Source organism: Bacillus sp. DTU_2020_1000418_1_SI_GHA_SEK_038, from assembly GCF_032341175.1.
GTDB lineage: Bacteria > Bacillota > Bacilli > Bacillales > Cytobacillaceae > Cytobacillus.
On sequence record NZ_CP135435.1, the window covers coordinates 1240668 to 1256950 of the forward strand.

Annotated in this window: 14 protein-coding genes; 11 read left to right on the forward strand and 3 right to left on the reverse strand. The window is 37.8% G+C overall.

All coding sequences use genetic code 11. From position 1 onward, the window contains the following. Window positions 1-11: 11 nt before the first annotated feature. Window positions 12-1109, reverse strand: a complete 1098-nt coding sequence (locus RRV45_RS06125) for an ABC transporter ATP-binding protein (RefSeq protein ID WP_315667910.1) — start codon at window positions 1107-1109, stop codon at window positions 12-14. 342 nt (window positions 1110-1451) lie between these two features. Then, complete coding sequence (locus RRV45_RS06130) at window positions 1452-3059, reverse strand: ABC transporter substrate-binding protein (protein WP_315667912.1); 1608 nt, start codon at window positions 3057-3059, stop codon at window positions 1452-1454. A 240-nt stretch (window positions 3060-3299) separates the two neighbouring features. On the opposite strand from RRV45_RS06130, the gene RRV45_RS06135 reads away from it, so the two are divergent. From RRV45_RS06135 to RRV45_RS06180, 10 genes are all read left to right on the forward strand, one after another. Next, window positions 3300-4265 carry an ABC transporter permease gene (locus tag RRV45_RS06135; RefSeq protein WP_315667913.1) on the forward strand — a complete coding sequence of 322 codons (966 nt, stop codon included), beginning with the start codon at window positions 3300-3302 and terminating at the stop codon, window positions 4263-4265. Further along, window positions 4265-5158 carry an ABC transporter permease gene (locus RRV45_RS06140; RefSeq protein WP_315667915.1) on the forward strand — a complete coding sequence of 298 codons (894 nt, stop codon included), beginning with the start codon at window positions 4265-4267 and terminating at the stop codon, window positions 5156-5158. The genes RRV45_RS06135 and RRV45_RS06140 overlap by 1 nt, the downstream gene beginning before the upstream one ends. A 25-nt stretch (window positions 5159-5183) precedes the next feature. Continuing rightward, window positions 5184-6197 carry an ABC transporter ATP-binding protein gene (locus RRV45_RS06145; protein ID WP_315667916.1) on the forward strand — a complete coding sequence of 338 codons (1014 nt, stop codon included), beginning with the start codon at window positions 5184-5186 and terminating at the stop codon, window positions 6195-6197. After that, entirely contained in the window at window positions 6190-7161 is a 972-nt protein-coding gene (locus RRV45_RS06150) for an ABC transporter ATP-binding protein (RefSeq protein WP_315667917.1), read from the forward strand. Before RRV45_RS06145 ends, RRV45_RS06150 begins: the two co-directional genes overlap by 8 nt. 20 nt (window positions 7162-7181) lie before the next feature. Next, window positions 7182-8129 carry a DUF1177 domain-containing protein gene (locus RRV45_RS06155; protein WP_315667919.1) on the forward strand — a complete coding sequence of 316 codons (948 nt, stop codon included), beginning with the start codon at window positions 7182-7184 and terminating at the stop codon, window positions 8127-8129. After that, window positions 8129-9397, forward strand: a complete 1269-nt coding sequence (locus tag RRV45_RS06160) for a M20 family metallopeptidase (RefSeq protein ID WP_315667920.1) — start codon at window positions 8129-8131, stop codon at window positions 9395-9397. Before RRV45_RS06155 ends, RRV45_RS06160 begins: the two co-directional genes overlap by 1 nt. Before the next feature lie 247 nt (window positions 9398-9644). Next, on the forward strand, window positions 9645-10406 hold the full coding sequence (locus tag RRV45_RS06165) for an IclR family transcriptional regulator (protein ID WP_315667921.1): 762 nt from the start codon (window positions 9645-9647) through the stop codon (window positions 10404-10406). A gap of 18 nt (window positions 10407-10424) precedes the next feature. Next, the gene (locus tag RRV45_RS06170) at window positions 10425-11354 is read left to right on the forward strand and encodes an aminopeptidase (RefSeq protein WP_315667922.1); all 930 of its coding nucleotides are present in this window, start codon (window positions 10425-10427) and stop codon (window positions 11352-11354) included. Between the two features lie 270 nt (window positions 11355-11624). Next, on the forward strand, window positions 11625-12650 hold the full coding sequence (locus tag RRV45_RS06175) for a hypothetical protein (protein WP_315667923.1): 1026 nt from the start codon (window positions 11625-11627) through the stop codon (window positions 12648-12650). Window positions 12651-12782: 132 nt separating this feature from the next. Continuing rightward, window positions 12783-14015 carry an ATP-binding protein gene (locus RRV45_RS06180; protein ID WP_315667925.1) on the forward strand — a complete coding sequence of 411 codons (1233 nt, stop codon included), beginning with the start codon at window positions 12783-12785 and terminating at the stop codon, window positions 14013-14015. 190 nt (window positions 14016-14205) lie between these two features. Here RRV45_RS06180 and RRV45_RS06185 read toward each other — a convergent pair whose 3' ends face one another. Next, window positions 14206-14586: a DoxX family protein gene (locus tag RRV45_RS06185; RefSeq protein ID WP_315667926.1), complete on the reverse strand. Its 381-nt coding sequence runs from the start codon at window positions 14584-14586 to the stop codon at window positions 14206-14208. Between the two features lie 165 nt (window positions 14587-14751). Here RRV45_RS06185 and hemG point away from each other — a divergent pair, with 165 nt between their 5' ends. Beyond that, on the forward strand, window positions 14752-16140 hold the full coding sequence (gene hemG, locus RRV45_RS06190; protein WP_315667927.1) for a protoporphyrinogen oxidase: 1389 nt from the start codon (window positions 14752-14754) through the stop codon (window positions 16138-16140). Window positions 16141-16283: the final 143 nt, after the last annotated feature.

Sequence of the window (16283 nt, forward strand, 5' to 3'; positions counted from 1 at the left end):
GTTTATTCTAATTATCGAATTCTTCGTTCTGTTTCAGTATCAAAGAAATGGACTTTATTCATATTTAATGCTAGTAGAATCTTTTGACCGCTTTGCACACTTGCATTAGCATCAAGACGGGCAACAATGTTTTGCCCCTCGATACTCGAATAAATCAATTTTTCTGCACCTGTTAGTTCTGTAACGTCAATTCTAGCGCCAATAGCTGATCCTTTTAATGACTCAACAAAGGAGGAGTCAGCGTGAATATTTTCAGGACGAATACCGAGGATAATGCTATTGCCCAAATAGCCTTTTTCACGGAGGAGCTTCATCTTTCCTTCAGGAACAGAAAGTGTAGTACTTCCGACTCTAAATCCACTTTCTTCAAGAACTCCAGTAATAAAGTTCATCGCCGGAGACCCAATAAATCCTCCTACGAAAACATTTTCCGGATGATCATAAACCTCCTTAGAAGCCCCGACCTGTTGAATAGATCCATCCTTCATGACAACCATCCGGGTAGCCATCGTCATAGCTTCCGTCTGGTCATGAGTCACATAAATAGTTGTTGTTTGTAAACGCTCGTGCAGTTTAATAATCTCTGACCGCATTTGAACACGGAGCTTAGCATCTAGATTTGAAAGCGGCTCGTCCATGAGAAATACCTTGGCATCACGGACAATGGCTCTTCCTAATGCAACACGCTGACACTGTCCACCAGATAGAACGTTTGGCTTCCGATCTAAATAGGCTTCAATACCAAGCATGTGAGCAGCCTCTTTTACCCGCCGGTCGATTTCATCCTTTGAATATTTCCTTCGCTTTAATCCAAATGCCATATTTTCATAGACGCTCAAATGGGAGTATAAGGCATAGTGCTGAAAAACCATTGCCATGTCGCGATCCTTTGGAGGGACGTCATTCACCCGTTTTCCGTCCATATAGAAATTCCCCTGTGAAATCTCCTCAAGTCCAGCAATCATTCGCAAGGTTGTTGATTTACCGCACCCTGAAGGACCTACGAAAACGATAAATTCTTTATCATAAATATCAAGGCTAAAGTCCTTAACGGCAGTAACTTTATTATCATAGACTTTGTAAATATGTTCGAGTTTTAATTCCGCCATATAAATTAGCTCCTTTCATTGTTAAATCAATGATATTTAGATTAATAGCTAAATTTAGGCGGTTCAATTAATAGATATTTATGATTATCAGGAATTTAGCTAACATGACTAATCTCTCTCCAATAAAGAATTATAAAAAAACTTTACAGAAATTGTACTCATCTCTTCTTATGATAACACTCCTCTACTTGTTATCAAAAACGAAAGATGGTAAATCTAACGGCTTTTTTTATGAAATATAAAAGAAAAGCAGAGATTAGAATTGTACTGCATCTCCAACTGCTAGTTGTGTGTAACCATTGGAGTGCAGTGCAAAAATCTCTGCTTTTCTATATTTGTTTATTATTTATTTAGCCAAACGTTTGTGCCATTAGGATGAACAATTTGGATAGAGTAATCTGCAGATACATTAAAGCCCTGTACTTTTTTAGTAATACCTGCAGTTGCATCAAGGTTATCCAGCTCAATACGCGGAACTTCTTTTACAATGATCTCTAGTGCCTGCTGATATAATTTTGCACGTTCGCTTTGCTCTACTGTTTCAGAAACGGCTTTTTCAAGCAGTGCGTCTACTTCAGGATTTTCATAGCCTTTTCCGTTACCAAGAGCTCCAAGCTGGTCAGTGTGGAATAATTGGTATAGGAAGAAGTAAGGATCTGGATACCATGTCCACCCACCGATAGACATAGGTGCATTTCCTTTAGACACTGTATCGCTGTAAGTACCCCATTCAACTACTTTAATCTCCACATCAATATTTAAGTTATTTTTCATTTGATTTTGGAAAATCGTACCGTATGGAACACGTGCTTCGGATAAATAAAGCTCTGTTTTAAATCCATCTGGGTATCCAGCTTCAGCAAGAAGTTTTTTCGCTTCTTTCGGATCGAATGTAGGAGTTAGTTTTTCTAAATCCTTGCTATAGCCCCAAGATTTTTTTGGAAGAGGCATGTAAGAAACTTCGCCGCCGCCCCATTGGTGAACACCTTTTACAATTTCTTCAACATTTGTACCTTTATAAATAGCTTCACGAACCTTTGGATCTGCTGTTGGACCCTTTTTATTGTTTAAGTCAAGATAAGTGATAGCAAGAGCTGGTTCAGAAAGCAGTTCTAAGTTAGCATCACTCTTAATTAATTCACGATTTTGACCTTTTACATCTGTAGCTACATCAATATCTCCTGAACGCAATGCATTTGTCATCATATTAGCATCGGAAATAATTTTGAATGTAACGCCATCAAGATGCGGCTTCTCGCCCCAATATTTTTCATTGCGGACAAGTTCAATTTGCTGATCCTTTTGCCAGTTTTTAATTTGGAAAGGTCCTGTACTAATTACGTTGCTTCCGAACTGGTCTCCCCAGCCTTCCACTTCTTCTTTAGGCACGATCATATTGCCTGAGTCTGTTAATACTGCTAGTAAGGCAGCATTTGGTGCTGCTAAATGAACAGCTACTTCAAATTCACCAGTTACTTCAACCTTTTCAACCCCGCGAAGACGGTTCATCGCAGATTCTTTAGCTGAACGTTCAAGACTGTATTTCACATCTTCAGCCGTCATTTGTCTTCCATCTTGGAATTTTCCAGGCTGGAAGTATATATCATCTCTTAACTTAAAAGTATAAACTTTCATATCATCAGAGACAGTCCACTCTGTTGCAAGTGATGGGATAATTTCACTCAAGTCTTTATTGTAAACTACCAGAGTATCTCCAATTGATCGCATAACTTGAGATTCATATACACCTGTATATTGAATCGGATCAAGAGTTTTGGGATTTTGCGATAATCCAACTTTAAGTACGCCACCATCTTGTGGTTCCCCAGTTGCTGCTGAGTCATTATTTTCAGTCGGAGCTGATTTAGAACCGCCACCAGAGCAAGCACTTAAGACTAAAACGACAGAAACTGCTAACAATAACCAAACCTTAAATAATTTATTCTTCATAAATATCCTCCTTTTTTGATTCGATATGTGAAACAGTAATTCAAATATTGAATTTATTAAATAAACTAACACAAATCCAAAGGTGTTGTAAATATTTTTTTATAATATTTTCAAAACATTATTTATTCCATTTTTTAATTTTATTTTTAGTATTTACAAATTTTAATAATAGATGCTAAACTAAAATTCAAATATTGAACCATTGATTCGAATAACGAATAATAGAAATGGAGGTATATTATGGGGAAATATATTATAAGAAGAATATTTGATCTCTTGCCAACTATATTTGTTGTCGCTGTTATTGTCTTCATTGTTACTAGAATGATACCTGGTGATCCTGCAAGCGTAATGCTTGGTCCGCAGGCGAGTGTAGAAGATATAGAAGCTCTGAGGCAAAAGCTAGGATTAAATGAACCAATTTATATGCAATTTCTTCAATATATAGGAAATTTGCTACAAGGGGATTTAGGAATTTCATACACCTATAATGAACCGATTTTTAGCTTAATTATGGATCGTTTTCCTAATACGATTATTCTTGCCGCTAGTGCACTGATCATTGCTGTCGTTATAGGAATACCTGCTGGAATTATCTCTGCATCTAAGCAAAACTCACTATTAGATTACTCAGTTATGCTTATTTCCTTAATAGGTGTTTCTTTGCCGATCTTCTGGCTTGGCGTTATGCTCGTTCTTTACTTTAGTGTTAACCTTGGATGGTTTCCTGCTACAGGAATGGGCACACTAGAGGAAGGATTTATACCTTATATAAAACATTTAGTTCTCCCAAGTATTACACTGGCAACAATTCCAATGGCGACTTTTGCGAGGATAACTCGTTCAAGTATGCTGGAGGTTATATCACATGATTACATCAAAACAGCACGTTCTAAAGGGTTAAGTGAATTTTTGGTAATTTGTAAACATGCTTTTAAGAATGCCCTTACTCCAATTTTGACCGTTCTAGGAATGCAAATTTCGATGTTGCTTGGAGGAGCCGTTCTGACTGAAACGATTTTTAGCTGGCCAGGAATGGGCCGTTTAATAGTCGATGCCATTGACAAACGAGATTTTGTAGTAGTACAAGGCACAGTCCTTTTTATCGCTGTCATTTTTGTAGTTGTGAATTTATTGGTCGATATTTTATATAAAGTGGTTAACCCTCGAGTTAACTATACTTCCAGTAAGGGAGGGATGAAATAATGGCATCAATAGAAGGCCTGAAGAATGAAACTGGACAAAAAGCAGTAAAACAGAAAAAGGAAACCAATTTATTTAAAAAATTAATCCGAAATCGCCTTGCTGCTGTAGGACTAATAATTATGGTGATCATGTCTATCATGGCAATTTTTGCTCCATTGATTGCCACTCATGCCCCAAATCAAATGGATGTTGTGAAATCACTCTTACCTCCAGGTACAGAAGGACATATTCTTGGTACCGATAACTATGGAAGAGATCTGTTCAGCCGAATTGTATATGGTGCCAGAATTTCTTTAATAGTTGGTGTTTCTGCTGTAGTTTTTGGTGCATTTTTCGGTACATTGCTTGGATTATTGTCAGGATATTTTGGAGGGAAAATAGATTCTATTATCATGCGTACAATGGATGGACTTTTTGCATTTCCATTTATTCTACTAGCGATTACTTTAATGACTGTACTTGGCCAAGGTCTTTTGAACGTAATTATTGCCATAGGTGTTGCAAATATTCCGGGCTTTGCAAGAATTGTCCGTGGACAAGTCCTGAGTGTTAAGGAAGAAGAATTTATTGAAGTAACAAGATCATTAGGAGCAACAGACAGCAGAATTGTCTTTCAGCATGTGCTGCCAAACTGTTTAGCTCCATTAATTGTTTATGGAACGATGAGTGTAGCTGGGGCAATTATTTCTGAGGCTGCCTTAAGCTTTTTAGGGCTTGGTGTCCAGCCGCCAACTGCTTCGTGGGGAAGCATTTTGAAGGACGGGAAAGACTTCTTAGTATTAAACCCGCATATGGCTACATTTTCTGGACTATCCATTTTATTAACCGTTCTTGGCATTAACTTGTTTGGGGATGGATTAAGAGACGCTTTAGATCCAAAAATGAAAGTTTAATAGAACATTGATGGAGGTGATACATGTGTCTGATCTTCTTTTGAAGGTTGAAGATTTGGAAGTGCATTTTTGTTCTTCCTCATCTGTTGTTAAAGCAGTAAATGGTGTTAGTTTTACATTAAATAGGAAAGAAACATTAGGGATTGTTGGTGAATCAGGCTCAGGAAAGAGTGTGACAGCTACTGCATTATTACGACTTATTCCAAATCCGCCTGGAAAAATAGCCGGAGGAAAAATGGAGTTTGAAGGACAGGATTTGCTCTCTTTATCTGAAAAAGAAATGCGTGCATTAAGAGGAAATGAAATATCAATGATATTCCAAGATCCAATGACTAGCTTAAACCCAGTTTATACAGTTGGAAATCAAATCATGGAATCCATTCGCACACATCAAAATGTGTCGAAAAAGGAAGCTAAAAAAGCTGCAATTGATATGCTGAAGCTCGTTGGGATCCCAGAAGCAGAAAAACGAATAGATATGTATCCTCATGAATTTTCTGGAGGGATGAGGCAAAGGGTTATGATTGCCATTGCGCTTGCTTGTAACCCGAAACTGCTAATTGCCGATGAACCAACAACAGCACTTGATGTGACGGTGCAGGCACAAATTCTTGACTTGATGAGAAATTTACAAGAAACAATTGGCACCTCGATTATTATGATTACCCATGATCTTGGGGTTGTTTGGGAGTTGTGTGATAAAGTCATCGTTATGTATGCAGGAAATACAGTTGAATCTGGCAATGTCCAAGCAATTTATGATAATCCTCTCCATCCTTATACATGGGGGTTGCTAGACTCACAAATTACGAGTGAAATTACAGATGAGGCTAAGCTATCTGCTATTCCGGGAAGCCCTCCTGATTTGCGTCAAGAAATGAAAGGCTGCCATTTCGCACCTCGCTGCCCTTATGCAAAAGAAATTTGTTTAACAAATAAGCCGGAATCCATTGAAGTAGAAGATGGACATTTTGTAGCCTGTCATTTTCAAACGAAAACAGAAAGATTAGAACGAAAGGAGCGGGCTTATCATGAGTGAAGTCATTATTAAGGTTGATAACTTAAAGAAGCATTTTCCTATCGATGATCCGCTTCCTTTCAAAAAATCTACACAAAGTGTAAAAGCTGTAGATGGAGTAAGTTTTGAGGTATTACGCGGTGAAACACTTGGAATTGTAGGGGAATCAGGATGCGGTAAATCGACAATGGCAAGATTGATTAATCAATTAATACGTCCAACATCCGGATCTGTCGAATTTAAAGGGCAAGACTTAGCAAAACTGGGTTCAAAGGAAATCCGTTCGTCTAGAAAAGACATCCAAATGGTTTTCCAAAACCCGTACGCTTCCTTAGATCCAAGAAAGACAATTGAACAATTAATTGTCGAGCCGTTAATCATCCATCAAATAGGAGACAGGGCATCACGTAAAAAACGTGCACAAGAATTACTTGAAGTAGTCGGATTGAGCAGCTATCATGGTGATCGCTACCCTCATGAATTCTCAGGCGGTCAGCGCCAGCGTATAAATATCGCTCGTGCATTAGCTCTAAATCCAGATGTCATTATTTGCGATGAACCAGTCTCCGCCTTGGATGTTTCAGTACAAGCCCAGGTTATAAATTTATTAAAAGATTTGCAGAATCAGTTTGGATTAACCTATCTGTTTATCTCTCATGACTTAAATGTAGTCAGATATATGTGTGATCGTATTGCGGTTATGTATCTTGGGAAAATTGTTGAAATTGGGACATATAAGGAAATATATGAAAAGCCCAGCCATCCTTATACTCAAGCGCTATTATCTGCTATTCCAAAAGAAGGCCCTTATGAAAAGAAGGAAAGAATTCTTTTAAAAGGAGATGTCCCAAGCCCAGTTAACCCTCCGTCCGGATGTCATTTTCACAAAAGATGCCCTTATGCTATCGATATCTGCAAAACAGATCGGCCAGAATTAAAAGATAAGGCGATAGGTCATCAAGTATCTTGTCATATTATTAATTAATTTTTTAGGAGGAATGTATCATGTCTTTAAAATATGTTATGGAAGTTTATGAGCTTTTAGATAATATTCATGTATCGGGTGAGGATGTTAAAGCGTATCTAAACAATATTTCTGAACAAGGAGAAATCACAGTTCAAACAGTTGAAGGGAAAAAAGGCTCTACTGATTTTATTAAAGTGACTATTCCAGGAGAAAACGGAAAGTCAACGGGAGGCAATGCTCCTACACTAGGAATTATTGGCCGTTTAGGCGGAATTGGTGCTCGTCCAGAAGTAAAAGGTTTCGTATCAGATGGTGATGGGGCTTTATCATGCATAGCAGCAGCAGCAAAATTGCTTGATATGATGGGGAAAGGTGACTGTTTAAGAGGTGATATTATCTTAACAACACATATTTGTCCGACGGCTCCAACCTTGCCTCATGATCCTGTTCCTTTCATGGATTCGCCAGTAGATATATTGACTATGAACCAGCATGAAGTAACAAAGGACATGGATGCTATTCTATCTATTGATACAACAAAGGGAAATATGATTACAAACCATCGTGGATTTGCTATCACACCTACTGTTAAGGAAGGCTATATATTAAAAGTGAGCAACGACTTGCTTCATATATATACTCAATCTGCTGGAAGACTTCCTGTTACATTGCCAATTACAACGCAAGATATTACACCTTACGGAAACGGTGTCTATCATGTTAACAGTATTCTTCAGCCTTCTGTTGCGACTTCAAGCCCTGTTGTAGGAGTAGCGATTACAACTGAAACAGCTGTTGCAGGTTGTGGTACAGGTGCTACACACCCAACTGATGTTGAGCAGGTTGTCCGTTTTGCAATAGAAGTAGCGAAGCTTTATGGTGAAAATAAGTGCACGTTCTTTGATGAAGAAGAGTTCAAACGCTTAGAGGCACTATACGGAAAAATGACACACTTACAGACAAAAGGAAATCAGGTGACTGCGTGATGACTGCTTTAGCTGCGTTGAAGCAAAAATTAATTGATGAAGTGGAAGCCCGGAAAGAAGAATTAATTGAGTTATGCAGTCAATTGATCCAAATTCCAAGTGAAAATCCTCCGGGAGATTCAACGGAAATTAGTCAATTTATTACGGATTATCTGACTCAATTTGATATTAAGACAGAATGGCATGAATCAAGTGATAAAATGTTTAATCTTGTTTCAAGCATCGGGAACGACAACGGAAAGCATTTAATTTATTGTGGACATACAGATGTAGTCCCAGCTGGAGATTTATCAAAATGGGACTTTAACCCCTTTTCTGGTGAAGTGAAGGACGGCTGGCTTCTTGGAAGAGGAGCAAGTGATATGAAAGCTGGTCTTGGCGGCCTTATTTTCGTCTTTGGCTTATTGAAGAAACTAGAGGTAGAGTTACCGGGTAAACTGACATTAGCGATTGTACCTGACGAAGAAACAGGTGGAGAATTTGGGGTTCCATGGCTCTTAGAAAACGGAATTATTCATGGGGACGGCTGCTTAATCGCTGAGCCATCTTCTCCATTAAATCCCACAATTGGACAAAAGGGTTCGTATTGGTTTGAATTAGAAGTGTTTGGCGTCCCAGGGCATGGAAGTCTTTCGCCGATTGCTGGAAACAATGCGATTGTTGACGCCATTGCAGCGATTGAAAGAATAATGAAATTATGGGATTTAAAGATTAACCTTCCTGAAGAAGTTAAGCCTCTAATTGAAGTTTCCAAGCGCTATATGCGCGACATAGAGAAGGATCGTGAGAAGTTCCAACCTGTATTAGAAAGTATCACTGTTAATATTGGAACCATTAATGGAGGAACGAAATCGAATGTTATCCCGGAAAGCTGCAAGGTCCAAGTAGATTGCCGTCTGCCATTCGGTATTACCCAAGATGAAGTAACTGCTTTTATTAAGAAGGAATTGGATGAATTAGAAATTAAATATAAAATCCATCAATTTGGATTTAGAAGTAATGCAAACTATACATCAGCAGATGATCTTGTATGCAAATCAATAGTTGATAACATTTCTCTCGTAACAGGTGAGGAAGCCTATGGAGTTATGCAATGGGCAAGCAGCGATGCCCGTCACTTTAGAGACCATCACATACCAGTCCTTCAGTACGGACCAGCATATTTGCCAAGTATTCATGGATATAATGAAAAAGTTCGTGTTGAAGATATTGTCAGATGTGCTAAAGTTTATATAGCAGCAGTTATTGATTTTTTAAACTCAAAGTAGTTTAAGAATACTTCTCGCCAATAGGTTATAGAGCATTAGAAAAGATGTAGCACTTCGTATATGATTCTTGTTTCTTTTGCAAAAGAGCATCTCAATAGACGATGCTTGACAAGTATAACAAATGGGGATTTGTGGCGGTACTTCCCCTTGGTAACATTATTGGAGGGGGAAACTGCCACATTATACGGGCAAGCTCACTGTTTTTATTAGCTTTTTATCACTTAAGTCATTGGGGGAAGAACGATAAATGTTAAAAACGTTAGATTCATCAATAAAAGTTCTAAGAATGTTTACAAAAGAAAAGCCGGTTTGGGGCGGGAGAGAGCTAGCAAATGAGCTTGGCATGAACCACACTAATATTTACCGGATCCTTGAAACTTTTGAGAAAAATCGTTTTATCATTAAAGATGCTGAGACTAAGAAATATAGCCTTGGGTATGCTTTGTGGGAATTAGGAAGTATTATGTATGAAACTTTAAATATTTCGCAATTAATACGCCCAATTTTGAAAGAATTATGTGAAAAAACAGGTGAATCTGTTTTCCTTACCAAATTAGATCGTGACGAAGCGGTAACACTTGAAGTGTTGGAACCAGAAAATAAGGTGAAATTTTCTGTTTCAGCAGGAAGCAGAGCTCCTCTGTATGTAGGTGCATCTTATCGTTCTATACTTGCTTTTTTACCAGAAGAAGCCCAGGAATCTATTATTGAAGCTGGTTTAGTTAAGTATACGAAAACTACGATGACCGATCCGCAAGAATTAAGAGCAGAATTAAAGAGAATTCGTAAGCAAGGATGGGCCGAGAGCAAAGGAGAATATACAGAGGATGTAATTGCCATTGCTGTGCCGCTCTTTAATGAAGAGGATGTTGTCGGATCCATAACTGTATCTGGTCCTATTTATCGAATGACAGATGACAAACGGAAAGAGTATCTCCCACTTTTAAAAGCGGCAAGGGATGAAACAGCTGAAACGATGAAAAGATATAAACTGAAATTCAAAGCATAATAGTTTGGGAGGATATTAATGCAAGAATTGATCCAAGTAGCAAAATCTGTGTTGAATAATAATTTGCATCTAAAAGAGAATGAACATATTTTGATCGTAACAGACTCGGAACTAGTAGATATTGCAAAAATTTTCTTCCAAGCTGGAGAAGAATTGGGAAATGAAACGATTATGATGCTTATGACACCGAGATCTAAATCCGGTGAGGAGCCTCCATTTCATGTTTCTGAAGTAATGAGATCAGTGGAAGTAGTTCTCTGCATTACAAAGCATTCACTAACTCATACGAAAGCTAGAAAGCTAGCATCTGCCTCAGGAGCCCGTATTGCCACGATGCCAGGAATTACAATAGATATGCTGCAAAAAGGCGCTATTACTGCTGACTATATCGAAGTAGAAAAGCTTACAGAGTGCTATTCCAAACTATTAGATGCAGGCTCAGCCGTTGTTATAAAGAAGGAGAATACTCATTTAAGTTTTTCTATTCAAGGAAGAGAAAGTATCCGCAGTACTGGTATTTTTCGAGAAAAAGGAGAATCTGGCAATCTCCCTTCAGGTGAGAGCTATATTGCACCTATAGAAGATTCTGCAAATGGGACAATTCTTGTGGACGGTACTATCGCAGGAATTGGCGTCCTTAGCGAACCGATTACATTAACCATTGAGAATGGAAGATTAATGGAGGCTAGCGGAACGGATGGTATGAAGCTTCTTGAACTTTTAGGTGATGGAAAAGGAAGAAATATAGCCGAATTTGGAATTGGTACAAACAAAAGTGCAAGACTAACTGGAAATCTTCTTGAAGATGAGAAGGTTTTTGGAACTGTACATATTGCATTTGGAAGTAATAAGTCGTTCGGCGGTGAAAATGAAGCGGGTGTGCACATTGATTGTGTGATCAATGAACCATCAGTCTGGATTGATGAGAAGCCACTATTACTCAAATAATATTTAAAAAGACGAAGACTGGAGAATAGAGGTATTTCCTATTTTCTCCAGTCCTCGTCTTTTTTGTTATCTTACAATTTCTGAATATTTATTATTGACGAGAAATAAATATTTAAATTATTGTTATGAACATAAACTGTAACTTAAGTAAAGGAAGTTAAGGAAATACAAATACAAAATATGGTATAATTCTCAAAAGAGTATCTCGTGAACATAGTAATTCTCGAGATACTCTTTTTTATATATAAAGTGTGAAATGGGGGAGGATTAATGACTCTTAATTATCAAAAGAAAGAGGAATGGTTTAAGTTTCTAGATAGCCAAGGAAATCCAATTGAGCGAAGGACTGAGATCCGTTTTGATCCAATCACTGGGGAATCATCTCGTCTTATTTATGATTCAGGATTAGTATTTACACCACCAGATTATACAGAAATTGCTAAGAAAAACGGGGGTGCAAAATGTCCCTTTTGTCAGGAAAATTTATTGAAAATGACTCCGATTTTCCCGAAAGAAATTAACGAAAATGGGCGAATTATTAAAGGCGAAGCGGTAGGTTTTCCGAATCTTTTTCCTTATAGTAAGCATAACGGGGTAGTTATTTTCTCTGGACAGCACTATGTTCGCCTGGAGGAATTTACAATAGAGTTGATTACGAATGCATTTTCCGCTGCACAAGATTATTTAAAAAGAATAATTACGTCAGATCCTGAAGCACGCTATATTTCAATTAATTGGAATTATTTGCCTTATTCAGGTGGAAGCGTTCTTCACCCGCATATACAGGTTTGTGCATCAGATTCACCGACAAATTATCAAGCTCAGCTTGAGGCAAAGACAAAAGCCTATGAAGGAAATAATGATTTATTTACCAATCTTTATGAAACGGAAAAGGCGAAGGGCGAAAGATGGATCGGAGAAAAAGGAAATGTGGCTTGGATGCATGCCTATGCCCCTAAAGGTCAAAATGATTTTGTCGCTATATTTCCCGAAAAATATACGATAAATGATCTCACAGAGCAGGATTGGACAGATTTCGCAGCAGGATTGAAGGCAATCTTCCAAACGTTGACAGAGCAAGGATTTGCAAGCTTTAACATGGCGTTAAATTTTTCGTTAAATGAGGATTTAAAGCAGGCCGTTCATGTCCGCCTCATTCCGCGTTTTACTGTTGGCATGATGGAAACGAGCGATACAAATTTCTATCAGGCTCTTCACCAAGAACCGCTTACATATAAGGTACCGGAAGAAGTTGCATCAAGAGCCCGTGAATATTTTAATAAAATTATTGAATAATTAATAAAAGCATGAATACGGACGGGGAAAATCCCCAAAGATTCATGCTTTTTTAAGTAGACAGGAGAGAAAATTGTCGATTTTTAGCGAAAGAGGTATAATAAGAATTATTATTTATTGTGAGGAACTCTAATGAACAAAGAGAAATTAGATTCAATGCTGCAGCATGAAGAAAGGCGGGCACTTTTAGCCTATTTACTATCTTTTTATATTACTTTAGCTTTGTATGATGTTTTTTATTATTATCTTTATCCAATATTTATTTTGAAAACTGAGCCTGGTCTTATTGGTCCTTTTAGCTACTGGAATTATGTAATCTTCATTAGCTTGGTCCCTATATCCTATTTATTAGCAAAAAGAAATAAGCTTCATGCAATAAAGTACTTGTATATTCTCGTTTACATGGGAATGACAGCATTAGGCGATATGATCATGTTTTCAGGGGAATCTGGCGAGTATCAAAGCGGAAATGTTGCGGAATTAACTTTGCTATTATTCTCTCCAATATTTGTCAATAACCGTTTTTATTGGACAGTGACTGCCGTTTCATTGTTAAGATATTTAACTGTGGGCATTGTTATAGAATCGGCTGCTGTTGTCATTCCGATGGCCATTATTAGTATTTTATCTGTAATTGCTTATATTTTTATGAAACGTTTTTCATCCTATATTTTTGCGTTGACTTCAATCCATGAGAAGATGCGGCATAAGGAAAAGCTAGCATTTATTGGACAGATGGCAGCCTCAATAGGACATGAAATAAAGAATCCGCTAGCTTCTCTAAAAGGTTTTACCCAGCTTCAAAAAGAAAAATACGAAGATGACCAACAGTATTTTTCCATTATGGAGCAGGAAATTGACCGAATTAATTCGATCGTGAATGATTTATTGGTTCTCGGTAAACCAAGAGCGGTTCAGTTTCAAAGAAAAAACATTAATGACATTCTTACCTATGTCATATCGATAACCGAGCAGCTGGCTCGCCAAAAGGGGATTACACTTACTGCAGATCTCGATGAAAATATACCCCCAGTTGTTTGTGATGAGAATCAGCTGAAGCAGGCATTTATTAATCTTATTAAAAATGGTGTTGATTCAATGTCCGATGGAGGCTTGCTAAAGGTATATTCCCATTACCATACAGGCAATACATTATCAGTCAGCTTCGTCGATCAAGGATGTGGAATAGAACCATCAAATATGGAAAGGCTATTCGCACCATTTTATACAACAAAGATTGATGGCACCGGTTTAGGGCTTATGGTGACCAAGAAAATAGTAGAGGACCATCAAGGTCAAATAAAGGTTGATAGTGAATTGAATAAAGGAACAAAGGTAGATATGATTTTACCGATTGAGCAATAGGCTGTCGAAGGAGCGTTCAATGTAAGGGTTTTATTTATGTATTCTCCAAATTTCTAACATAGAATCGTTCAATGTAAGCGTTTTATTTACGCTCTATACAAAACGCTAACATAGCGTTCCATGCAGCGTTCCTTGTCCAATTTAAAAGCCTGTGCATCGGAATTGGTTTTCCTTTGCAAAGGCTTTTACTTTAGTACCTTTTTGCTGGATGATGATTGTATAGAATAAACAGCAAAATGAGCATCACAATATCTAATCTAGCATTAGCGGCAAATTGAAAAAAGCCAGCGTGCAAAGTTGGAATCTTCGTTAAAATAATGGCGACAATCATAATGCCAATTAAGGGCAATGTTGCATTTGCTACACTTCTATTTAATAAAATTAAGACTCCGCAGATTAATTCCACTATGGCAACGATATACATCACTGAAATCGGATAAGGCAGTCCTAAGTTTACAAAATAAGTCCCCATCTCAGGATTAATAAATTTTATCAATCCAGCAATGATGAATACGTAGGCCACAGCATACCGAATTAATTGGTCCGTTGATATGGATATTTTAATGGCCAACCCCTCCTTTATAAAACTGTATGCCGTTTTCCGGACAAACAGTCTAAGAAAAGCATATAAAACTTCTTTTAGTCACAAAATTGTTGGAACATGTACCGTAGGGGTATGAAGATGAAGTATGGTACACTTTTAATCATAAACAAGATATTAACAGGGGTGTCAAAATTGAAAACTGTATTAGTCGTTGGCGGAGGAATCACTGGATTGTCTGCTATATATGAATTACATAAATGGAAAAAGGCCAATCAATCTGATGTTAGGCTCATTCTTGCCGAGGCTTCTCCAGAGCTCGGGGGGAAAATTCGCACAGTTAAAGATCGTGGCTTTATTATGGAGGCGGGGGCTGACTCGATTGTCTCGCGGAAAGTCAATACAATGTCATTCATTGAAGAACTTGGATTAGAAAATGAAGTTGTTTATAATGCGTCAGGACGGTCATTTATTTACACAGAGGGTGAACTAAAGCAGATTCCTGCTGATGCCGTATTTGGAATTCCGACAAGTGTTGAATCCTTAGCAAAGACTACGCTTGTTTCTGCTGAAGGAAAAGTAGAGGCCCTAAAGGATTTGTATACAACTAGCGATACATTTACGAAAAATGATTCCATAGGCGATTTCCTGGAATATTTTCTTGGGAAGGAATTAGTGGAAAAACAGATTGCCCCTGTACTTTCAGGTGTATATTCCGGAAAATTAAGCGACCTTACTATCGCCTCGACACTTCCATATGTTTTGGATTATAAAAAGGAATACGGCAGCATAATTAAAGGTTTTGAGGCAAATAAGGAAAAGTTTCAAAGTGGCGGGGGAAAGAAGTTTTTTTCCTTCAAAAGCGGCTTAGGGAAGCTTATCGATGCTTATGAAGAAAAACTCGGTGATGCTGAAATTTTAAAAAATACAATAGTAAATAAAATTGAGAAAAACGGTGTACGTTATCAAGTCACTTTGCACAACCAGGACATCATTGAAGCGGATAGTATTGTTTTAAGCATACCTAGTAATAAGGCTGGGAAGTTATTTAATGATTCAGCGCTGGAGAACAGCTTTTCCCAATTTAGAAATAGCTCCCTCATTAGTGTTTATGTTGGTTTTGATGTTCTGGACAGTATTCTGCCGGAGGATGGAACTGGCTTTATTACTTCGGAAAGTGACGATGTATTATGTAATGCCTGCACATGGACGAGCCGGAAATGGGAGCACACATCGGAAACGAAAAATCTGCTTGTCAGACTTTTTTATAAAAGCAGCATTCCCGCATTCCCTTCTTTATCAGAAATGGATAAAGATCAATTGCTTCAAACAGCACTTACGGATATTCACAAAAGCCTGGGTATCGCGGCTGAGCCTATCGCTTGCGAGATTACAAAATGGACAGACAGTATGCCAAATTATTTAATTCGCCATCCACATACCGTAGAAGGTTTAGAGGAAAAACTGTCAGCATCCTATCCAGGAATCATGCTTGCAGGCTGTTCTTATTACGGTGTGGGCATTCCAGATTGTATAGAAAATGGAGCTAGCATTGCAGGCAAAATCATTGGCAATCTTCAATAATGCATTTTTTCTGAGGACAGCATTGGCAAAGCTGTTCTTTTTTAACCCTGAAAAAGGTTATTTCTACAATTAAAAGAATTATTTTAAAGGGTATTTGAAATTAGCTAATAAACTGTCCGAACAAAGCATAAATTGACAGGATT

Bases quoted from the DNA above. Each gene is read 5' to 3' on its own strand.
- RRV45_RS06125 (WP_315667910.1), bottom strand. From the start codon at position 1,109: ATGGCGGAATTAAAACTCGAACATATTTACAAAGTCTATGATAATAAA.
- RRV45_RS06130 (WP_315667912.1), bottom strand. From the start codon at position 3,059: ATGAAGAATAAATTATTTAAGGTTTGGTTATTGTTAGCAGTTTCTGTC.
- RRV45_RS06135 (WP_315667913.1), top strand. From the start codon at position 3,300: ATGGGGAAATATATTATAAGAAGAATATTTGATCTCTTGCCAACTATA.
- RRV45_RS06140 (WP_315667915.1), top strand. From the start codon at position 4,265: ATGGCATCAATAGAAGGCCTGAAGAATGAAACTGGACAAAAAGCAGTA.
- RRV45_RS06150 (WP_315667917.1), top strand. From the start codon at position 6,190: ATGAGTGAAGTCATTATTAAGGTTGATAACTTAAAGAAGCATTTTCCT.
- RRV45_RS06155 (WP_315667919.1), top strand. From the start codon at position 7,182: ATGTCTTTAAAATATGTTATGGAAGTTTATGAGCTTTTAGATAATATT.
- RRV45_RS06160 (WP_315667920.1), top strand. From the start codon at position 8,129: ATGACTGCTTTAGCTGCGTTGAAGCAAAAATTAATTGATGAAGTGGAA.
- RRV45_RS06165 (WP_315667921.1), top strand. From the start codon at position 9,645: ATGTTAAAAACGTTAGATTCATCAATAAAAGTTCTAAGAATGTTTACA.
- RRV45_RS06170 (WP_315667922.1), top strand. From the start codon at position 10,425: ATGCAAGAATTGATCCAAGTAGCAAAATCTGTGTTGAATAATAATTTG.
- RRV45_RS06175 (WP_315667923.1), top strand. From the start codon at position 11,625: ATGACTCTTAATTATCAAAAGAAAGAGGAATGGTTTAAGTTTCTAGAT.
- RRV45_RS06180 (WP_315667925.1), top strand. From the start codon at position 12,783: ATGAACAAAGAGAAATTAGATTCAATGCTGCAGCATGAAGAAAGGCGG.